We start from the raw sequence: 21,064 nt of genomic DNA on the forward strand, positions 1-21,064 counted from the left end.
GACTGCATAAGCAGGTATTTCTTGAAAATTGATTTCATATAGGCTGTTTGCACATGAAATACAATATATTAGATGAAATATAGTGCACATAAATTCGCACATATAAATAAAGGAGCGATTTTGTTGACTGAACTCGAGAAAAAAGAACCCGTATCAATTGTGAAAGATAATAATGTAGAAGTAGTAGTTGATACAGTTATAAAAGATGAAGAACTTGATGAATTAAATAAAGAAGCCGATCTTTATGTACAAAAATTAAATAGCGAGCAAAATACAGATTTATCGAAAGTATTGTCTCAGCTAGGAGATTTAGGGGATAAAGAACAACAAGCAGCAGGACAAACGTTATCAGCATTAAAACGTCCTGTCACAGCGATGATGAACGGGAAAAATGAAGAAATCCCGAATACATTGTTAGAATTACGTAAAGTAGTATCAGAGCTTGATCCGAACTCATTAAAAGCAAGTGGCATGAAGAAAATTATGTTTAAAGTATTCAAGAAAAATCCACTTGAAACATACGTGCATAAATACCAATCTATAGATAAGCAAATTGAGGAGATTATAAGATCGCTTCTAATTGGCCGTGACAACTTACAAGAAGATACTGTTGGCCTAGAGATGCTTAAGGAACAATCACACGATAAAATTCACGCGCTTGATAAGCAAGTATACTTAGGGAAAAAACTTGCTGGCATGCTGGAAGCTGAGAAACAAAATCCAGAACGTCAAAGGGATATTCCATTAATTAATGATGCATTAGAAAAGATACTCGTACGTACGCGCAATATGCAACAAGCGAAAAGTGTGTTATTACAATCTATCGCATCAGTAGACATTATTAAGAAAAATAATGAAAAGTTAACAGAGGCAATTCGTAATGCAATTACGATGACGCAAAACGTTGTAACAGTTTCTGCTGCTATCCAGTTAGCATTAACAAATCAGCGTAAAACAATTGATGCAGTGAATGCAACAAATGAAGCAATTGAGTCTATGGTATTAAGTAATTCTCAGGCATTAAAACAAAATACAGAAGAAACAACAAAACTTCTTGAAAATCCTGCAATTAGCATGGATAAATTACGCGAATCATTCCAAAATGTATTTGCTGCAATTGAAGCTTCTGAAAAATCGTCAGAACGTATTATCGAGTCAAGTAAGAAGTTTGTTATTGAACTAGACACATTTAATGATGAAATGAAACAAAAACTCATTCAGCGCCCAAGAAAATAGCAGACTTTTAGAGGAGGTGAAAAAATGAGTTTTATTCAAACTGTATTATTACTACTCGGTACATTGTTTTTAATCGCATTTACTGTCGTTGTTTTAGTTGTATATTTCGGACGTAAACTGTATTTTTCGTGGACGAAGCCATATAAAAGAGCACACGATTCTTTAGATAAGTTATCGAATAAATCATTACCGTTTCTACAAGAATTTACACAACATCCACTCTTTTATCGTTGGATTCGTACGGAAGGAAAGAAAGAACAACATATATTAAACACGCTTTTCTGTGCATCGGGTCAACGTACGAGAGAGCAAGTATTCTCAATGTTACCGAAAGAAAAACAGAAAAAAGTACATGTAATGGCAAAAACGACGAAAAAGCTTACTAATGAAGATATTGATGTAGCAGCGATGAAAGTAAAAGATTTTTTAAGACAAGAAACGCAGCAAACAGTAAAACCGACAGATTTATCGTTTTATAAATTGTATTTTTATGATCGATATCCAGATGCATTAAATACAATTCAAGCGTATAAACGTTCAATAAATCCTTCATTACAAAAAACAGTTGATGATATTACAATTTCAGTATTAAATGCACTGCCATACTATCAAGAGCAACGTATGTTTGAACAACAACATAAACTTGAAACGTTCTTAATGAAAGATTTAATAGCAATGTTATCTTTAGTGGTGCAACTACCACCATCACAACGTCCCGAAAAAGAAGAAGAATTGAAAATCTACTTACAAAATTTCCAAAAAGAAATGGAAGTAGTAGAGCGGGATATTCGTGACTCGATTGATCACGATTTGAATGTGAAGATGAGAGCAGCGACTGAGAAGTTTAAGAATAAATAAAAAAGACGCCTTAAAGCTATAATACTTAGCTTTAAGGCGTTTTTTTTATTAGTTGTTATTTTGCTTTAACGGTAGTATGACTAGAAGCAACACTTTCATTATGCAATCGATCAACTGCAGTTACTACATACGTATATGTTTCTCCAGAAATAACGGTTTTATCTAAATAAATTTCTCCAGGCTTTGTCTTTCTTACAGTAGTAAGTAAATTTTTCGGATTTTCTATATTCACTTCACTTTTTCCATTCACGCGGTAAATAGCGTAATAAGCAGAATCATTCTCTCTATTATCAATGATACCTACAGCAATACCTTCATCTCTTGGAATAGCACCTTTTAAAGTCGGTTGTTTTGGTGGATCATGATCAAGCCAAGGCATAGAGGGGATTAATGCAGGATATTTATATATGTCTTTTGAGAGTCTATCTTTAATTCCTAGTGGATTGTTATTAATATCTTTCAAGCTAAAATGCATACTACCTTTTATTTCAGGATATAACCGATTTAATTCAATTTGTCTTGGGTATTCTTCTGGATCAGACCAAGCTGGGACAGAATTATTATTAATTTTATAGGCCGCCTGACCGATGTATAGGTGGATCGGTTTATTATTTGTTTCTTTTACCCACCAATCTACTAATATGTCATACGCAGCAGGAGTGAAACCTATATTCCAATATATTTGCGGTGTGATGTAGTCAATGTAACCTTTTTGTATCCACTCACGTGTATCAGCATAAAGATCATCAAAGTTTCTTTGGCCGGCAGTTGTGTTAGAGCCAGTCGGATCATCAGCTATATTTCGCCATACGCCAAATGGGCTAATGCCAAATTTTACATATGACTTTTCTTGTTTAATAGCAGTATTTAAATCTCTTACAAGTTCATTTACATTGTCACGTCGCCAATCTTCTATATTTTTAAATCTACCGTTATTATATAATTCGTACGTTTTTTGATCGGGGAATTGTTCACCCGCCACTTTATATGGATAAAAATAATCATCCATATGTAATGCATCAACATCGTAATTTTGTACGATTTCTAAAGCACCTTCAGTTATAAACCTTTTTACTTCTGGAATACCGGGATTGTAATATAATTTTCCGCCATAAGGTACAACCCAATCCGGGTGCTGTCTTGCAGGGTGATTATTTGATAATCGATTTATATCAGTGTGATTCATCGTTATTCGGTATGGATTAATCCATGCGTGAAATTCTATATTTCTTTTATGTGCTTCTTCAATCATAAATGCTAGTGGGTCGTATCCGGGATCTTTTCCTTGTGTACCGGTAATATATTCAGACCAAGGGCCGTAATTGGAAGGATAAAAGGCATCAGCAGTTGGTTTTATTTGTACAATGACTGCATTCATACCAGTGTTTTTTACATCGTCTAATAATTTAATAAATTCTTGTTTTTGATTTTCAATTGGTAAGCCAGTTTTTGAGGGCCAATCAATATTAAGAACAGATGCGATCCATACAGCACGTAATTCGTGTTTTTTGTACGTAGTAGTTACTTCAGCATAAGTAAAGTGAGGGGAAATGAAAGAGAAAGGGATGAACAAGATGACGATGCAACATATCATAAATAAACGTTTAACGATCATGTATACGCCTCCTTATCATATGATTATCTAAGATAATATACGAGGCAAGGTTGGCCTTGCAATAGAGAAAATTGTATATTGAAACATTAATTTAATAGGAAAAATATTTTTAATGAAATTTACTTTCAGTATAACTAAATTCATTTACTACTTCATATGCTTGTTAGTAAAGTGAAACTTCCTTTCATTTGAAGGGGAATAAATTATAAGTATAGGAGGATTCATAAATGAAGGTTTTGTTCGTTTGTTCTGGAGGAATGTCCAGCGCAATTGTTGTAAACGCTTTAAAAAAGGAGGCGGAGAAAAAGGGTATGAACATGGAAGTGCATGCGATTGGAACAAATGAGGTAGAGGAAGAAGTAAAGAATGGCTGGGACGTTGTAATGGTTGCACCTCAAGTTAGACATCGATTTGATTCTGTTAAAAAATTCGCAGAAGAGGAATCTATCCCGTGTGGTATTATACCGCCGCAAGCATATACACCTCTTGGTGGACCGACTTTATTAAAGACTGTAAATGATTTAATTCGTTAGGGGGAACCGTTATGAATAAGTTTGTCACGTTTCTCGATAAAAACTTATCTGGACCGATGGCAAGACTTTCTGAACAGAGACATTTACAAGCAATCCGTGATGGAGTGATTTCAGCATTACCATTTATCATCGTAGGAAGTTTCTTTTTAATCGTAGCATTTCCACCTTTACCGAAAGATAGTTTCATATCCGTTTGGGCATTAAAAAATCAAACAAGTATATTAATACCATATCGGTTAACGATGTTTATTATGTCTTTATATATAGCATTTGGAATAGGATATAATTTGGCGAAAAGTTATAAACTAGATGCTTTATCAGGAGCACAGCTTGCAGTATGTTCACTGCTATTAACATTAACTCCTGAATTAATTGATAAAAAAGGATTTATGCTTCCGATGACAAATCTTGGAGGTCATGGATTATTCGTGACGATGATTGTTTCTATTTTATCCGTAGAGATTTTAAGGTTTTGTAAGAAGAAAAATGTAATGATTAAAATGCCAGAACAAGTACCGCCGTCAGTATCGCGTTCGTTTGAAGCACTTATACCTGCTGCATTCGTTATTATTATTATGAGTCTAGTAACTGTCGTTTTTAGCATTGATTTACACCATGTTGTTGATAAACTAGCAGCACCATTAGTAAAAGCTGGCGATAGTTACTTCGGTGTAATGATTCCAGTGTTTTTAATTACGTTTTTTTGGTCATTCGGAATCCATGGTGTGTCGGTTGTTGGAACTGTTGCTCGGCCATTATGGGAAGTATATCTAGGGAAAAATGGAGAAGCAGTTGCTAGTGGAGCAGATCAGTTGCCATTTATTTCACCAGAGCCGTTATATCAATGGTTTATATGGATTGGCGGTTCTGGTGCGACATTAGGGCTTGTATTAGCTATGATTGTATTTGGTCGATCAAAATATTCGAAAGCATTATCAAGAACTTGTATTGTTCCGGGTATTTTTAATATAAATGAGCCAGTCATATTCGGATTACCGATTGTACTAAATCCAATTTTAATTATCCCATTTATCATTACACCACTTGTAACGGCAACTGTTGCATATTCTGCAACTGCAATGGGATTTGTAACACCAACGCATATTATGCCGCCATGGACATTACCTGCTCCAATTGGTGCTTATTTAGCAACAGGTGGGGATTGGCGTGCGATTGTATTAGTTTTTATAAATATAGCAATATCGTTCCTTATATATTTACCATTCTTTAAAATGTACGACAAAAATATGCTTGAAATTGAGAAGAGTGGTGAAGGCGAATCTGTTAATCCATAATCTTTATGCTTTAATTTATGAGTGATAGGTATTTTGCCTATCACTTCTTTCACATGAAGTCCAGAGAGGATGAAATGGAATGAATATAAAATTTAGTTATAAAGGTGTATTTTTATTATTATTTGGAGTGATATGTGCGAATTTACTTTTTGTGCCTTTATTAAGAATGCTACATCTATCACAAATGCATAGTATATGGCTTGTTACAAGCATTGCGGCAAGCATTTTGCTTACAGTAGTTGTTTCTTTCATTGATGGATCGTTTGCATCGAAAGCTCAGTTGTTTTTTAGATTTATATTGTTTTCAATCGGTTGTACATTTGTAACTTACATGATTGTTTTTTAGTAAATAGGAGGTCATGCATGTTATGTATATTGCAGGGGTAATGTCCGGTACTTCATTAGATGGAATAGATGTAGCGCTCGTTCGTATAGAAGGGAGTGGTGTAGATTCTAAGGTTAAACTCATCCATTTTACTACAGTTCCATTTCGTAATGATATAAAAAGTGAAATACAACAAGCATTATCAATAGAAAATTCAAATGTCCAACTCATATGTAGTTTGAATTTTAAGTTAGGTTTATGTTTCGCCAACGCTGTAAAAGAAGTTTGTAAAGAGGCCAATTTTTCTTTGGAACAATTAGATTTGATAGGTTCTCACGGACAAACGATTTACCATCAGCCAAAGCCAGAAGGGAATATGATAGCTTCCACATTACAAATTGGGGAGCCTGCAGTAATAGCATATGACACGAACACGACGGTTATCTCAAATTTCCGAACGATGGACATGGCAGCAGGAGGACAAGGTGCACCACTTGTACCATATTCAGAGATTATTTTATATCGTCATCCAACTAAAAATAGACTACTACAAAATATCGGCGGGATTGGTAATGTTACCGTAATACCAAGTCAAAAAAGTGATCAGAACGTTATAGCTTTTGATACTGGTCCGGGTAATATGATAATTGATGAAGTATGTCAAAGGTTATTTCAGTTGCCATATGATCAAAATGGTAACATTGCAAAACAAGGGGTAGTTGTAGAAGAAATTTTGACATATTGTATGAATCATTCATTTTTGAAAATGAATCCACCGAAATCAACAGGTAGAGAACAGTTTGGTGAAGAGTTTGTAAGTCAGTTATTGAAGCGGTATGAAAAGTATAGTAAAGAAAATATATTAACGACTGTCACGATGTTTACAGCAAGTTCAATTGTTCATCATTATAAGGAGTTTATTCTGCCGTATTATGAAATTGATGAGGTAATTTTAGGCGGTGGCGGCAGTTATAATAACACACTTGTTGAAATGATACGGTATGGATTGAAGGATGAAAAATGTACAATATTCATTCAAGAAGATATAGGCTATTCTTCAGAGGCGAAAGAAGCAATCGCCTTTGCCATTTTAGCAAACGAAACGTATCATCGTAATCCGAGTAATGTGCCGAGTGCAACAGGTGCAAAGAAATCTGTAGTTTTAGGGAATGTAACGTACCCTTCAATATGAAGAAAATGAGGAGAACGTATATGAAGTATATGATTGGAATAGATGGCGGGGGAACGAAGACAGAAGCAATTGCATTTGATAAAGACGGAAATGAACTTGTAAGAGCTACTAGTGGATTTGGAAACATATTAATAGATTTTGAAGAAGCTCTTGTGCATATTATGGAAGCGATTGATCATTGCCAGATAAGTGTAGTGAAAGAGCATTGTGTTTGTATTTGTTTAGGATTAGCAGGTATAAGCGGAGCAAATATAAATGAATTAACATTACGTCTAAAAAAGAAGTATGGAATACAAATTGAAGTTTTTAATGACGCAATGATAGCACATGCAGCCGCTTTAGAAGGAAAGGATGGAATTTTAACGATTGGTGGCACAGGTGCGATTTGTCTAGGGAGAAAAGGAGAAGTACATGAGTATAGCGGTGGATGGGGACATATTTTAGGAGATGAAGGAAGCGGATATTGGATTGCATTACAAGCTTTAAAGAGAATGGTAAATCAATTGGATCAAGGAGTTACACTTTGTCCATTAAGCTTAAGAATTCAAGATGAGTTTCAACTTTTGACATCGTCTCATATAAAAAGTCTAGTTTATAGATCTGCAAAAGATAAAGTTGCAGCAATCACACCATTAGTTATTCGGGAAGCTAGAAATGGGAATGATGCTGCACATGAAATTATGATGCAAGCTGGAAAGGAATTAGCAAGGATTACAATAGATGTTTATAACAAGATGCAGTTTGATTTATCAGCTTCCATTGCAGTAAGTGGCAGTATATTGCGTTTCGTTCCTGAAATATATGATGAATTTAAGAAATGCTGTGAGAAAAGCATAGGAAAAGTTACATTTATATCACAATCACAATCAGCAGTGAAAGGAACATATTATTTAATGAAAAATATATATTTTAAAAAATAGCTGTATGAGAATTTTTGTATGATTTGTAAATATATGATGTTAAAATGTATAAAGGGATGCGGATAGAAACGTACAATATACATTGTTCTTGAATATTGTATAAGTACTCCTACGTAGAAAGTGAATGATTATATGATTAATAGTATGCAATTTTTGTATTTGGTGGCTTCTTATTTATTTGGAAACATATTGACTGCTTATATAGTAACGAAATGGAGACATAACGTTGATATTCGGGATGAAGGAAGTGGTAATCCTGGTGCAAGAAACATGGGCCGTGTGTATGGAAAAGGGTATTTCGTCGCTACATTTTTAGGCGATGCGATCAAAGGGGCAATCGTAGTTTCTATTGCAAAATACCTTTTTGAAGATTCTACATTTGTAATGCTAACATTATTGGCTGTAATAATTGGACATATTTATCCAGTTTTATTTAAAGGTAAGGGCGGTAAAGGTATTTCAACATTTATCGGAGGACTAATCGCATTTGATTATTTGATAGCGCTTACCCTCGTTGCAGTTTTCATTATATTTTATTTAATCTTTAAAGGATTTACGAAGCCAGGACTAATTACAATTGCTTGTTTACCACTTTGCATGATTTTGTATTCTTACTCAATTGTTACGACTATTTTAAGTGCACTCATCATTGTACTTATTTTATATGTAAATCGCGAATGAAATAAACATTTAATAAGTGGGGTTAATCTCCACTTATCATTTTTTATTAAATAGATAAAGGAGATAGGGCATGGGGTTAATTTATAAAGTTGCTGATCAAGTTTGGGAATTTGAAAGTATACATAAATTGAATTATAAAACATTTGTAGAAGAAATTCCGCAACATGAAGAAACGAAAGATCGTGTTCGTATAGATTGTTTTCATGAAGAAAATACATATTTAATTTGTTTAGATGACGATAAGTTAGTAGGTATGGTTGCGTTGCGAGGAAAACGACCATTCTCGTTAGATTATAAAATTTCAAATCTAGATTTCTATTTGCAAGAACATGGAGAAAACGTATATGAAATTCGTTTACTTTCAGTAGAAAGTGAATATCGAAATGGAAGAGCGTTATTAGGTTTAATTCGCTTTTTACATCGTTATTTACTTCTAAATGGATATGAATTGGCACTCATTTCTGCAACAACACGTGAACTACCTTTATATGAGCAAATGGGATTCAAATCTTTCCATTCGTTAGTTGGTACAGAAGCAGCAGCATTCCAGCCTATGTATGTTACCCCTGCTATGTTTGAAGCGTCGAGTGTTGGGGGAATTATGACGAAAGAGTATACGTTTTTACCCGGACCAGTAGATATTGAAGAGAATGTTCGAAAGGCATTTTCTACTAAGCCTATTTCACACCGTTCTAAGTCATTTCAAGTGACGATGGATAATGTAAAGAAACGATTACTTCAAATGACAAAAGCAAAACGTGTGCAAATCATGTTAGGAACAGGGACATTAGCGAATGATGCCATTGCTTTACAGTTACGTTCTTTAAAAGGAAAGGGGCTCGTATTAACAAATGGGGAATTTGGTAATAGATTAGTCGGGCATGCAACACGTGCAGAGTTACATTTTGATACGTATAAAAAAGAAATGGGAGAACCGTTTATTTATACAGAATTGGAAAAAATAATGGGAGCTGGACATTATGAATGGCTTTGGTTTGTTCACCACGAAACATCAACTGGAATGTTAAATGATTTAGACGAGCTAAATGTTTTATGTGAAAAGTATAAAGTGAAACTATGTGTAGATTGTATTAGCTCAATTGGAGCGATACCGATAGATTTAAAGGATGTATATTTTGCGAGTGGCGTGAGCGGAAAGGCAATTAAATCGTTGACTGGATTATCTTTCATTTTTCATAATCATAATGTGAAAGTAAACGAGACATTACCAGCCTATATGGATATTGGTATGTACGAAGAAAATGAAAGTATTCCATATTCCCATTCATGGAATTTAATTAATGCTTTGCAAGAAGCGTTGAAGAGATTTGAAGATGAAAAAGCATTTGTAAAAATTAAAGAGACATATGATTATATGGAAGAAGCTATTACTAGTATAGGGTTAAAACTTGTTTCACCTAAAGAATATGCCGCGCCAATTATACTTACGATTCAATTAAATGGAGGTCTTTCTTCTAAAGCGGTCGGTGATGCGTTAGCGTTACAAGGATATATTGTTCATTATGAATCAGCGTATTTACGAAAGAATAATTGGATCCAAATTGCATGCTTAAATCATTATAAAGAACGTGATATGAAGAGGATGTTGAATTGTTTGCAGATGTATGTATTACAGAGTGGGGTACATATATAAAGACTTTTTCATTTCGTATAAAGGAGTTGCGACTTACGAAAACTTAGGAATAGAACATTGGAAGAGGTGTTAGTATGATAACTAAAAAACTACCATTGCATATAGACGATATTAAAAAAGCTCAAACTATTTTGGACAGAAATGCTCGTAAAACTCCATTAGTAAAATCATTTTATTTGACTAGTAAAACAGGTGGAGAAATTCACTTGAAATTAGAAAATATGCAATTAACAGGTTCGTTTAAATTCCGTGGTGCGTTTAATAAAATGTCACAGCTGACAGATCAAGAAAAAGAGAGAGGAGTAATTGCTTGTTCTGCTGGTAATCATGCGCAAGGAATTGCTTTATCTGCTCATTTACTCGGTATTAAAAGTAAAATTGTAATGCCGATTTCTGCCCCTCAAGCGAAAGTTGATGCAACGAAAGGATATGGATCTAAAGTGGTTTTACATGGTGAAACCTTTGATGATGCGAAGGCAAAATGTGAGGAGATTATTAGAGAAACAGGTGAAACATACTTACATCCATATGACGATGTAGAAGTAATGGCTGGTCAAGGTACAATAGGATTAGATATTCTTGATGATATGTGGGATGTTGATACGGTCATTGTACCAATTGGTGGAGGAGGAATTATTTCTGGAATTGCTGTTGCATTAAAATCTTTTAATCCGTCGATTCATATAATTGGTGTCCAAGCAGAAAATGTTCATGGGATGAAGGCATCTTATGACAAAGGTACAATTATAGAACATTATGAGGCACCTACGATAGCAGATGGTTGCGCGGTAAAAATACCAGGCAATTTAACTTTTGAAGTTGTAAAAGAATTAGTAGATGATATTGTAACAGTATCAGAAAAAGAGCTGGAATTAGCGATGAAAGACTTATTACAACGCGGGAAAGCTGTTGTAGAAGGTGCAGGCGCATTAGCTACTGCTGCTCTACTTGCAGGGAAAGTGGATACATATATTAAGGGGAAAAAAGTAGTAGCGGTTATATCTGGTGGGAACGTAGACTTACAGCGCATATCGAGTGTTTGTGAACAATTTTTTGTGGCGAATGAAGTGAAATGAAATAGTACATTTAAACATTGTGTAATAAAAGAGGAGCTAAGTAACATTATATTAGCTCCTTTTTCATTATGTTTGTGCGGGAGTAAATAATGACTCCATTTTTACTTTGCTCTTTTCTCGAATTTCGGCGTCTGCATGGCGCATCACGTATTTATGAGCTACAGCGATCGCCAAAACATCATCTAATAAGCCAATCCCAATAATAGCAGCTATATCTGGAATAAAGTCGATTGTTAATACGTAATAGGATAGAGCGGCTAATATGATGAATTTCGCTTTAGTAGGTAACCCTTTTTTTCTCATTGTGTAATATAAAATAATACTTTCATATACGCTAGATTTACCGAGATCTGCTGAGCTTTTCTTGAATTTTTTCCAAAGTTTCTGTTTCTCCATATAAACACTCCTTTTACAAAAAAATAGATTTTTTAAAAGGATAGACAAAGAAGTGAGAGACTAATCAATTTTATAGTTTTTCTTAATGTATATTTCAATAAAAATAGGGAATTACCTGTTCAAAATAATAGAATGTTGGTTATGTAACGACTCACAGTGTATATGTTCGTTCCAAGTAAAGGTACTACGTAGATAACGTTTTGTGGTAATGCGTATTAAAGTTAATTTTTCACATTAATCTCTGCATTCGTACAATGTTGAATTACTTCTAAATAATCTATTGATGAGAAATTTAGTAATTCTTGAATAGCCCCTTTCCTCGCTGGTGATTCATAGGCTTCTAATGTGATTCTGTTATTAATCGATTAGCTGCTTCATCTAGCATTTCAGGTGTTACTTTGTTTTGAATTATTTTTTCCTCTCTTTTCTCCCATCTTCTTGAAAGTAGTCACTTCGGTGATGTTTTTTTATTTTCTCAGATGAAGCCGATGAGTTTGAGTTTTAGAATTTTATCGTGGTATTATTTATGTAACGAGGGGATGTTGTAAGAAAAAATACAATTTTTTGGGGGAATCAGAATGGGAATTTATAACTATGAAGCGAAAGAGGATTTGCAAGTAGGAGAAGTTTGTTTAGAACGAGATATTTATGAAATTGTAAATTTTTACAAGAAAGGGTCAATAGTTTTATGTGATTCAGTATCTCGGTTCAGTGCGAATTCAGACAGAATGTTTAAAGTGATAAATAGGATAGAAACATATATGCATAAAAATGAAGACTATACATATCAGGTTTCGGATAGGCCAAAGTTGATTTATGTAGTTGAACAGGTAAGATAAAGAAAGCATTCATAACGGATGCTTTTTTCTTTGCTATATAGAAAGTACACATTAAACGTAAATTTGAACGAAATGTATGTAAATGATTTAGTTTTTATTAAACATTTATTAAGTGGTATGGGGGAAGAAAAATGAAGATAATAGAACTACCAATTGAATTCGAATTTAACGAGCAAAAACAATGTATTTATCCAAGTTTAATAATAGTAAACGATGAATTAACTTTAGTAGATACAGGGTATATGAATTTTTTACCTTTAATTGAAGAGGCAATTTTAAAACATGGATACAAGATGAAAAACTTAAAAAATATAATTATTACTCATTATGATGACGATCATATAGGATCTTTATATGATTTTAAAGTGAAATATCCTCAAGTTAATATTATTGCTAGTGAAATTGAATCTAACTACATTAATGGTGATATAAAATCAGAGAGATTAGTTCAAGCAGAAGAAATGTTAGAACGTATGCCAAATGAAGAAAAAGAATTTGGTAAATGGTTTATACAACAGTTAAAAAATATAAGACATATTTTCGTCGATGAAAAAGTACATGATGGCCAAATGATTTTGAATGGTGAATGTCAAATAGTAGCGACCCCAGGACATACTTCGGGACATATTTCATTATATTTTCCGGACTTACACAGTGTAATTACAGGAGATGCAGCCGTTCAAGATAATGGTGAATTAGTAATAGCTAATCCGAATTTTTGTTTAGATATAGAAAAAGCGGAAGAGTCTTTAAAGAGGATTAAAGACCTTAAAGCTGTAAAGTATTATTGCTATCATGGAGGGGAATTCAATATATAAAATAATAAAAAACCGATCTTTCTTATATAGAAAAGATCGTTTTTTAATTCATAGATTCTGCAATTTGAATTAAATCCTTGATGTTATATTTTCCTTGTATATAGCGTTTGTTACCAATTGCAATTGTGTATTGAAAACCATTTTTCTGAAAAAGGAGCTCATATGCTGAATCGAAATGAGGATTGTATAATGCTTTTATATTATTTTTTAAGCTATAGAACTTAGCGCCCCTATGTACATAGAAATTTAATTTGTTTTGAACTGGTGAAACAGTGATTTTAAAAATCCCATTAATATCTTCATTGTAGTATTGGAGGTTTAAGTAATCGTTATAGATGTATCCTTGAAATTCGTGAATTTCGAACGGGAATTTTGTAGGAGTAAGTATATGTTTCTTACACTTCATTTCATATTCTTTTACGATAGTAGCTTCTTTCATAAATGGATTCGTTCCATCATAAATTTGATTAATTCGAGATATTTTATTATTCTTTGTTACTATTTCCAAAATGAAACCGATAGTAAATTCATCATTAGTGCCTTTGAAATAAGAAATAAGAATTGTAGTATCTTCTTTTGGAGATAGTACGGTTTTAATTTCATGAATAGGTTTTTCCTTTTGGAAAGTAGGTAGTTTAACTCCTTCTGTTACATATGACTGCATTAATTCTTTATCATTTTTGAGCAAAGCATGTTTGAATTCACTGATTACATCTGTTTGAGATTTTGCCGTTATAATTGTGGTGGATTGAAAATATAGTAAGTAAAATATGCAAAAGATCCTTATGAATGTAGTTGTCAATTTTATCACCCTATAACTATATTTCCGTAACATTGAAATATATATGTACAGGAGGGGAGAAGATGAGTTTATTATTTGATGTAATAGCAGATATCATTTTATTTTTCCCTCAAAATGACATGAAATTAAAACATCATATTGCCAAATTAAGCGAATTTGAGTGGTTTCGAAAGCTACACGAAGATACAAAGTATACAAAATTAATTTGGAGTAATAGAAAAATTAAGAAGTTCATTTTGAATTCTGCAAATATGAAAGCATTAATAAATTCTGAGATAAAACAAAAAGAATTTGTCCAACTAGTACATAATGAATATAAAAAAAGAAGATAAGAATTTTTTTATTTTTCATATTTGGCGAAACAAATGGTACAATGAAAGCTAATGTGAAAAATAAGGAAAAGAAGTGGTCAATTTGAAAAACTTTTTAGAATTAGGAATTAGTGAAACTTTTAATCATACATTACGTGAAAATGGAATAACAGAAGCAACACCAATTCAGGAGGAAGCAATTCCTGTTATACTGTCAGGTAAAGATATTATTGGGCAGGCGAAAACAGGAACGGGTAAAACGTTAGCATTTGTGTTACCAATTTTAGAAAAAATCGATCCAGAATGTAGCGATGTTCAGGCTTTAATTGTTGCACCAACAAGGGAACTAGCACTGCAAATTACAACTGAAATTAAAAAAATGCTTGTGCAAAGAGAAGATATTAATGTATTAGCGATTTATGGCGGTCAAGATGTAGCACAACAATTGAGAAAGTTAAAAGGTAATACACATATTGTTGTTGCGACACCAGGACGATTATTAGATCATATACGACGTGAAACAATTGATTTGAGTAATCTTACAACGATTGTATTAGATGAAGCGGATCAAATGCTTTATTTCGGTTTCTTATATGATATTGAAGATATTTTAGATGAGACACCTGGTAGTAAACAAACGATGTTATTCTCAGCAACGATGCCAAAAGATATTAAAAAATTGGCGAAGCGTTATATGGATGAACCGCAAATGGTTCAAGTACAAAGTGAAGAAGTAACGGTAAATACAATAGAGCAACGTGTCATTGAGACGACAGATCGTGCAAAGCCAGATGCACTTCGTTTTGTTATGGACCGTGATCAGCCATTTTTAGCAGTTATTTTCTGTCGTACAAAGGTTAGAGCGAGTAAGCTTTATGATAATTTAAAAGGACTAGGTTATAATTGTGCTGAACTTCATGGTGATATACCTCAAGCGAAACGTGAAAGAGTTATGAAGAGTTTCCGCGAAGCAAAAATTCAGTACTTAATCGCAACGGATGTAGCAGCTCGTGGACTTGATGTAGATGGTGTAACGCACGTATTTAACTATGATATCCCTGAAGATGTAGAAAGTTATATTCACCGCATTGGCCGGACAGGACGTGCAGGTGGATCAGGTATTGCAATTACGTTCGTTGCAGCGAAAGATGAAAAACATTTAGAAGAAATTGAAAAAACGCTTGGTGCACCAATACAAAGAGAAATAATCGAACAACCGAAGATAAAACGTGTAGATGAAAATGGAAAACCGGTACCAAGGCCGGCTCCGAAGAAATCAGGCGAGTATCGTCAAAGAGATAGCCGTGAAGGTTCAAGAAGTGATTCAAGACGTGGTTCGAGAAATGGCTCAAGAAGTGATGCAAGAAATAGTTCAAGAAATGAAAACAACCGATCATTTAATAAGCCAAGTAATAAAAAAGGTAGTACAAAGCAAGGTCAGCAAAGACGTGGCCGTTAAATAATTATAATTGTAAAGAGTCGCAAAATATTGTGGCTCTTTTTTTGTTTGTATAGAACAAGGATGATAGCAAGAAAAAAACGGAAATTTCATTCACCGTATTTAAAACTTACAAAGGAAAGTTTATAGTCCAAAACCAGTAGAACAAGGGTATTACAACCATGTCGTAATTCAAGAACAAGTGCAACTTACGTATGAACAATATTTAATCGAAAAAAATCGAGAGAAAGCAATTCGTACTAGCCCCTCTGATGATGATACGAATTATGAAAAAATCAATTGGTATAACGATATAAAAACATCTTTTGCAAACAAAGAATTGGCCGATTTGGTGAAAGAAATTTGTAACTTTGTTAGTTTTGTTTGATGGGAACTTGAGATGCACAACTACCACCCTTATTGGGAAGTTACTTACTACGGCGATGAAGGTAATGTAGTGTGAAGTTAACAGAAGGGATAGTATGCGAAATAAGAAAAAGGACTAGCAGTCGTACCTGCTGTCCTTTAATAGGAGAAAAAGTAATCTTGTTTAGAACTACGCATAAACAGAAAATCTGCTTGTGATTAGTTTTACCCTAAATATAAGTGTCTATACAAAAAAAGGGATAAGTAAAAAATACTTATCCCCGGAAGGGAAATCCCAAGCACCAAAATGGCTCGTATTGGTCTGCAGGTTCAAAAGTAGTATATGTAAAACAAAAAATCTCATACAAAAAGCAGACAACGATTTTGGTTGTCTGCCAGTGAGCTCAATGAGTTAGCTAATTGTGATAATTTGCATCCCCATTACGAGAAGAGTGAAGCTGCTAGTTCAAACAGCTTGTTCGTATTATTTTCGATTCCCTAAAAAATATACAGAGAAAGCAGATAAGTGAAAAATCTATCTGCTTCTGCTGTAACAAAAGAAAGAAGTATTAGCCGTGGACACGGCGGCTTGAAAATAGTATGTATTTTTATTTGGAAAATATTCAGGGGGTGAAGAAACATGGAATGTTTAATAAATGGTGTTTGCGAAATTAATCAACTAATTAGTAAAACAAAGTAGAAAAAGAATGAGCAAATATAACAATAAAAAGGTAAATGTTCAAAAGAGTGATGAGTATAAAGTAAAACAAAATAGCTATATTAAAGCTTGATTTTCATAAAAAATAAAGCACACATATAAGTGTGCTCTTATGAACGCTTTAGATTTGTGTGACTACATAGTCACCATACAATAAAATATGCTTGTTTGATATAAATGTGTGTCAAATCTATAACATATATTTTGGGGTGTATAAGGAATATTAAATGTTAATTAGCCAAGCATATTGTTTTTATTAACGAATTTGTGCAACTGTTAAAGCGGCAGAACGAATATCTACTGTACCAATTACTTCAACGGGTACAATTTGAATTAAATCACCAGGGTTTAAGTTTATTAGAATGACACCGCTGGATACATCTACTTCACCAGTGCCAATGATATTAGAACGGACTGCGGTTCCTGATCCTGCAATAATATTAGTTGATGAGTTTAGTGTTAAGAAAAAGCGCGCTGCTTCCGGGGCTACTGGAACATTATCGAGGCTGATTGTTAATGTATAACTGATTTGATAAATACCAGCTACTTGAATTCTAATACCAGTTCCTGTACTAATTGTATCATTGATTACAGGGACAGTAATGTTTGGATTTGGGCCCGTACTAGGTAGTAGTAGTGGCGTGAATAGTGTGGCAAATTGAGGTGAAGTAGCATTAAAAGCAAAACCGAGAGCTGGTAGTGTACTGGGGGCTTGTGCTCTACAATTAAAGTTCGTGAGCTTACGACTAGATGATCGCATATTTTCACTCCTTTCTTTCATTTAGATTGCGTGAGTAACAACCTCACGTTTTGGACAAGCACAATACAATATATGAAAATTTATAGTGAATAGTGCAGAAATGTACTGTTATGGGTAACACTAATTGCCTATTGTACAAAGGAGATACTACGCTTACAGAAATAGTTTGTAACCTAAAGTTGAAAAAATAGTATGAATAGAGTTGAAAATGCTATTTAGAAATGAAAGGAAACATAATAAAAAGGAACATACATATAAGCATGCTCTTTGACAAGAAAGGTAGATTTTTATGAGTGGATTCCTCCATACAATAATATATGCTTGTCCGGTTAATAGTTGAGAAAGGGAGAATGCATATGGAACGAATGGAAGCGTATAACAAAATAAAGATTTCATTTTATAGTAAAGGGGAATAGATATGTGTATTTATTGGGAAAACGTAGTTAAAGAGTTCTTTAAGAGGTAAGAACTGGAACGAAATAAAAGAGCAGCTAGCAAAAGCTAACTGCTCAATACAAGGAGATACAGAGAAGACTACTTTACATGAATGTTGGCATACAGCCTACATTCAGTATTGACCGAATATTTATTTTAAATCCAATTTATTTAAAGTAAACATCCCAACAGATAAAATGGCTGCGCCTGCTACAGAACCTAGCCAGTCTCTCCAGCTTAATGTGTTTAAAGATGCATCTATTAAATTCATAATTAAGAAGATAGCAAACATTAATACACCAAATGCTAAACATCCCCAAAATGTTTGCAAATATTTAATCATCTTATTTCGGAACTTGCTCATATAAATCACCCTTATTAATAATTTATATTTTTATAAATAAATTATCGCATGTGCAAAAATTAAAAGTATGAAATATGCAAAATTACATATTGGAACTTAACAAAATAATCCATTCATAAGTAAATAGATCGAACAGAGGGAAACCGTTTCGTATGAATCAATTGTCATTTTTTGAAGTCATCGATGAAAAGGAGATGCGTAGATTTGTGGTAAAGGAGCTGAAAAACTATAAAGTATTGTGCGTTTGAATGAAGAATCAAGAAAAATAGGATCAAGCGGGGGCATCGTTCTTTTCCTCAAATGAAAGGTGACGGTAAGAAACATGAGATACATTTTAAACAAATTAAACGGAAGTTAAAAAATAAAAATTTATAAAGGAAATAGAAAGTAGGGAGTTGTATATATACGATAATAGGAAACTTTTTACTAACTAAGCATATAATTTAAATAGACCGACAGTCGGTCTGATGGGATGGGGAACTTGAATGCGAATAGTAAAGGAATATGAGGAGCGTAGAAAAGAAATTTTAGAAACAGCTGAACGATTATTTCTTACGAAAGGTTATACAAAAACAACAGTAAATGACATTTTAAAAGAGATAGGGATAGCAAAGGGGACGTTTTATCATTATTTTAAATCGAAAGAAGAAGTAATGGATGAGATTATTATGAGGATTATTAAAGAAGATGTTGCTAAAGCGAAAGTAATCGTCTCTAATCCAAATATACCAGTATTAGAAAAGTTATTTCGAGTTTTAATGGAGCAATCGCCAAAATCAGGGGATGTAAAAGATAAAATGATTGAGCAATTTCATCAACCAAATAATGCAGAAATGCATCAAAAAAGTTTAGTACAATCCATTATTCATTTATCTCCTGTATTAACAGAAATTTTAGAACAAGGAATTGAAGAAGGGATATTTTCGACTTCATATCCACAAGAAACGATTGAACTATTACTATCTTCAGCGCAAGTTATATTTGATGATGGGTTATTCCAATGGAAGCCGGAAGAAATGATGAGGAGAGTGAAAGCTTATATTAAAATGATGGAAGTATCTGTTGGAGCGAAAGAAGGATCGTTTAATTATATGCTGGAGGTTTTAATGAAACAGAAATAATATTTTTTCTGTTTGTTTATTATAGACCGACAGTCGGTCTAAATTAAAGAAAGGGTGTGATTATGATGTCTATTAGTATAAAACCTTCGATGAAAGATTTTTATTTAATGGTGAGTGGGCAAATTATTACTATTTTAGGTTCAACACTTTTACGTTTTGCTCTGTCATTATATGTACTTGATATAACAGGGCGTGCTGATATATTTGCAGGATTATATGCGGTAACAAGTATTCCGTTTTTGCTAGCTCCTCTTGGTGGAGCGATAGCAGATCGTTTCAATCGCCGTAATGTAATGGTTATTTTTGATTTTATAAATGCTGCGATTGTATTAAGCTTTATAGTTTTGCTATTTACTGGATCTGTATCTATTCTATTGATCGGAACAATTATGTTTTTACTAGCAATCGTTAATGCAATGTACGCACCAGTTGTAATGGCGAGTATTCCGCAATTAGTTCCAGAGAAAAAGTTAGAACAAGCGAACGGTATCGTAAATGGTGTGCAAGCATTATCTAATATAGTTGCTCCTGTATTAGGAGGAATATTGTACGGCATAATTGGTTTGAAAATGCTCGTAATAATAAGTTGCTTTGCTTTCTTTTTATCTGCGATTTTAGAAATGTTTATTACAATACCTTTTATAAAGAGAGTGCAAGAAAGCCATATCATACCGACAATTGTAAAGGATATGAAAGAAGGGTTTATATACGTTTTAAAACAGTCATTTATTTTGAAATCTATGCTTTTAGCCGCATTACTAAATTTAATACTGACGCCGCTATTTGTTGTTGGTGCTCCAATTATTATACGAGTAACAATGGAGAGTAGCCACACGTTATATGGCATTGGAATGGGATTGATCGATTTTGCTACTATAATAGGTGCATTATCAATAGGTTTTTTTGCGAAAAAGCTACAGATGAAAACATTGTATTATTGGATGATTTTAATAGCTCTATTAGTAATACCGATGGCACTATCAGTTACACCAGTTATTCTTAATTTAGGATACTATCCACCATTTATTCTCTTTATACTTTCTTCTATTCTAATTGCAATGATTATGACAATTGTATCCATCTATGTGATTACTGTAGTTCAAAAGAAAACACCAAATGAGAACTTAGGAAAAGTAATGGCAATTATAACAGCGGTATCCCAATGTATGGTACCGATTGGGCAAGTCATTTACGGTTTTATGTTTGAAGAATTCAGCATGAAAATTTATTTACCTATATTAGTTATTAGTTTCATAATGTTATTAATAGCGGTTGTGACGAAGAAAATACTATCGAATGAAGGGAACTAGC

At 33.4% G+C, this 21,064-nt stretch carries 21 protein-coding genes and 2 pseudogenes; 17 read left to right on the top strand and 6 right to left on the bottom strand.

Features of this window, described 5'->3' with window-relative positions:
* Positions 1 to 123 precede the first annotated feature (123 nt).
* Both PDQ40_RS04985 and PDQ40_RS04990 read left to right on the top strand, forming a co-directional pair.
* Entirely contained in the window at positions 124 to 1,236 is a 1,113-nt protein-coding gene (locus tag PDQ40_RS04985; protein WP_000137402.1) for a toxic anion resistance protein, read from the top strand.
* A gap of 24 nt (positions 1,237 to 1,260) precedes the next feature.
* The gene (locus PDQ40_RS04990; RefSeq protein ID WP_000008358.1) at positions 1,261 to 2,094 is read left to right on the top strand and encodes a DUF3974 domain-containing protein; all 834 of its coding nucleotides are present in this window, start codon (positions 1,261 to 1,263) and stop codon (positions 2,092 to 2,094) included.
* A gap of 55 nt (positions 2,095 to 2,149) precedes the next feature.
* Here PDQ40_RS04990 and PDQ40_RS04995 read toward each other — a convergent pair whose 3' ends face one another.
* Positions 2,150 to 3,709, bottom strand: coding sequence for a glycoside hydrolase family 10 protein (locus tag PDQ40_RS04995; RefSeq protein WP_000635973.1), 1,560 nt, complete (start codon positions 3,707 to 3,709; stop codon positions 2,150 to 2,152).
* A gap of 227 nt (positions 3,710 to 3,936) precedes the next feature.
* Here PDQ40_RS04995 and PDQ40_RS05000 point away from each other — a divergent pair, with 227 nt between their 5' ends.
* The 8 genes from PDQ40_RS05000 (at position 3,937) to tdcB (ending at position 11,385) form a co-directional block, all read left to right on the top strand.
* The gene (locus PDQ40_RS05000; protein WP_000865887.1) at positions 3,937 to 4,242 is read left to right on the top strand and encodes a PTS sugar transporter subunit IIB; all 306 of its coding nucleotides are present in this window, start codon (positions 3,937 to 3,939) and stop codon (positions 4,240 to 4,242) included.
* 11 nt (positions 4,243 to 4,253) lie between these two features.
* Positions 4,254 to 5,537: a PTS sugar transporter subunit IIC gene (locus PDQ40_RS05005; RefSeq protein ID WP_001032282.1), complete on the top strand. Its 1,284-nt coding sequence runs from the start codon at positions 4,254 to 4,256 to the stop codon at positions 5,535 to 5,537.
* A 79-nt stretch (positions 5,538 to 5,616) separates the two neighbouring features.
* Positions 5,617 to 5,883, top strand: coding sequence for a hypothetical protein (locus tag PDQ40_RS05010; protein WP_001021973.1), 267 nt, complete (start codon positions 5,617 to 5,619; stop codon positions 5,881 to 5,883).
* Positions 5,884 to 5,905: 22 nt separating this feature from the next.
* Positions 5,906 to 7,054, top strand: a complete 1,149-nt coding sequence (gene anmK, locus PDQ40_RS05015) for an anhydro-N-acetylmuramic acid kinase AnmK (protein ID WP_073541667.1) — start codon at positions 5,906 to 5,908, stop codon at positions 7,052 to 7,054.
* A gap of 20 nt (positions 7,055 to 7,074) precedes the next feature.
* The gene (locus PDQ40_RS05020; RefSeq protein ID WP_071741720.1) at positions 7,075 to 7,974 is read left to right on the top strand and encodes a BadF/BadG/BcrA/BcrD ATPase family protein; all 900 of its coding nucleotides are present in this window, start codon (positions 7,075 to 7,077) and stop codon (positions 7,972 to 7,974) included.
* Positions 7,975 to 8,106: 132 nt separating this feature from the next.
* Positions 8,107 to 8,655, top strand: a complete 549-nt coding sequence (plsY, locus tag PDQ40_RS05025; RefSeq protein ID WP_000610858.1) for a glycerol-3-phosphate 1-O-acyltransferase PlsY — start codon at positions 8,107 to 8,109, stop codon at positions 8,653 to 8,655.
* A 70-nt stretch (positions 8,656 to 8,725) separates the two neighbouring features.
* Positions 8,726 to 10,309 carry an aminotransferase class V-fold PLP-dependent enzyme gene (locus tag PDQ40_RS05030; protein ID WP_076855768.1) on the top strand — a complete coding sequence of 528 codons (1,584 nt, stop codon included), beginning with the start codon at positions 8,726 to 8,728 and terminating at the stop codon, positions 10,307 to 10,309.
* Between the two features lie 74 nt (positions 10,310 to 10,383).
* Positions 10,384 to 11,385 carry a bifunctional threonine ammonia-lyase/L-serine ammonia-lyase TdcB gene (tdcB, locus tag PDQ40_RS05035; protein ID WP_000628911.1) on the top strand — a complete coding sequence of 334 codons (1,002 nt, stop codon included), beginning with the start codon at positions 10,384 to 10,386 and terminating at the stop codon, positions 11,383 to 11,385.
* A gap of 66 nt (positions 11,386 to 11,451) precedes the next feature.
* Here tdcB and PDQ40_RS05040 read toward each other — a convergent pair whose 3' ends face one another.
* Both PDQ40_RS05040 and PDQ40_RS28105 read right to left on the bottom strand, forming a co-directional pair.
* Positions 11,452 to 11,781 carry a YkvA family protein gene (locus PDQ40_RS05040; protein WP_000414828.1) on the bottom strand — a complete coding sequence of 110 codons (330 nt, stop codon included), beginning with the start codon at positions 11,779 to 11,781 and terminating at the stop codon, positions 11,452 to 11,454.
* Positions 11,782 to 12,005: 224 nt separating this feature from the next.
* Positions 12,006 to 12,143 (bottom strand): annotated as a pseudogene (locus PDQ40_RS28105) (SMI1/KNR4 family protein); the annotation flags it as partial.
* A gap of 216 nt (positions 12,144 to 12,359) precedes the next feature.
* Between PDQ40_RS28105 and PDQ40_RS05045 the strand changes: the two are divergent.
* Complete coding sequence (locus tag PDQ40_RS05045) at positions 12,360 to 12,620, top strand: hypothetical protein (protein ID WP_000513520.1); 261 nt, start codon at positions 12,360 to 12,362, stop codon at positions 12,618 to 12,620.
* A gap of 131 nt (positions 12,621 to 12,751) precedes the next feature.
* Positions 12,752 to 13,438, top strand: coding sequence for an MBL fold metallo-hydrolase (locus PDQ40_RS05050; RefSeq protein WP_076855769.1), 687 nt, complete (start codon positions 12,752 to 12,754; stop codon positions 13,436 to 13,438).
* Positions 13,439 to 13,481: 43 nt separating this feature from the next.
* On the opposite strand, the gene PDQ40_RS05055 is transcribed toward PDQ40_RS05050, so the two are convergent.
* On the bottom strand, positions 13,482 to 14,273 hold the full coding sequence (locus PDQ40_RS05055) for a hypothetical protein (protein ID WP_025991664.1): 792 nt from the start codon (positions 14,271 to 14,273) through the stop codon (positions 13,482 to 13,484).
* A gap of 29 nt (positions 14,274 to 14,302) precedes the next feature.
* Here PDQ40_RS05055 and PDQ40_RS05060 point away from each other — a divergent pair, with 29 nt between their 5' ends.
* The 3 genes and pseudogenes from PDQ40_RS05060 to PDQ40_RS05070 all read left to right on the top strand — a co-directional run bounded on the left by PDQ40_RS05060 (position 14,303) and on the right by PDQ40_RS05070 (position 16,452).
* Positions 14,303 to 14,572 carry a hypothetical protein gene (locus tag PDQ40_RS05060; RefSeq protein WP_061536410.1) on the top strand — a complete coding sequence of 90 codons (270 nt, stop codon included), beginning with the start codon at positions 14,303 to 14,305 and terminating at the stop codon, positions 14,570 to 14,572.
* Positions 14,573 to 14,645: 73 nt separating this feature from the next.
* Positions 14,646 to 16,010, top strand: a complete 1,365-nt coding sequence (locus tag PDQ40_RS05065) for a DEAD/DEAH box helicase (RefSeq protein ID WP_076855771.1) — start codon at positions 14,646 to 14,648, stop codon at positions 16,008 to 16,010.
* 181 nt (positions 16,011 to 16,191) lie between these two features.
* Positions 16,192 to 16,452: pseudogene (locus PDQ40_RS05070) on the top strand (hypothetical protein).
* Between the two features lie 877 nt (positions 16,453 to 17,329).
* Here PDQ40_RS05070 and exsF read toward each other — a convergent pair.
* Together exsF and PDQ40_RS05080 are read right to left on the bottom strand one after the other, a co-directional pair.
* Positions 17,330 to 17,833 (bottom strand): exosporium protein ExsF, encoded by a 504-nt coding sequence (gene exsF / locus PDQ40_RS05075; protein WP_001257912.1) that lies wholly within the window; start codon positions 17,831 to 17,833, stop codon positions 17,330 to 17,332.
* Positions 17,834 to 18,419: 586 nt separating this feature from the next.
* Positions 18,420 to 18,632 carry a hypothetical protein gene (locus PDQ40_RS05080; RefSeq protein ID WP_000033169.1) on the bottom strand — a complete coding sequence of 71 codons (213 nt, stop codon included), beginning with the start codon at positions 18,630 to 18,632 and terminating at the stop codon, positions 18,420 to 18,422.
* Between the two features lie 485 nt (positions 18,633 to 19,117).
* On the opposite strand from PDQ40_RS05080, the gene PDQ40_RS05085 reads away from it, so the two are divergent.
* Together PDQ40_RS05085 and PDQ40_RS05090 are read left to right on the top strand one after the other, a co-directional pair.
* The gene (locus tag PDQ40_RS05085) at positions 19,118 to 19,753 is read left to right on the top strand and encodes a TetR/AcrR family transcriptional regulator (RefSeq protein WP_001223577.1); all 636 of its coding nucleotides are present in this window, start codon (positions 19,118 to 19,120) and stop codon (positions 19,751 to 19,753) included.
* A 62-nt stretch (positions 19,754 to 19,815) separates the two neighbouring features.
* Complete coding sequence (locus PDQ40_RS05090; protein WP_002170241.1) at positions 19,816 to 21,063, top strand: MFS transporter; 1,248 nt, start codon at positions 19,816 to 19,818, stop codon at positions 21,061 to 21,063.
* The last annotated feature ends 1 nt before the right edge of the window (position 21,064 follow it).

It is taken from the genome of Bacillus cereus group sp. Bc061, assembly GCF_027715825.1.
Lineage (GTDB): Bacteria > Bacillota > Bacilli > Bacillales > Bacillaceae_G > Bacillus_A > Bacillus_A paranthracis.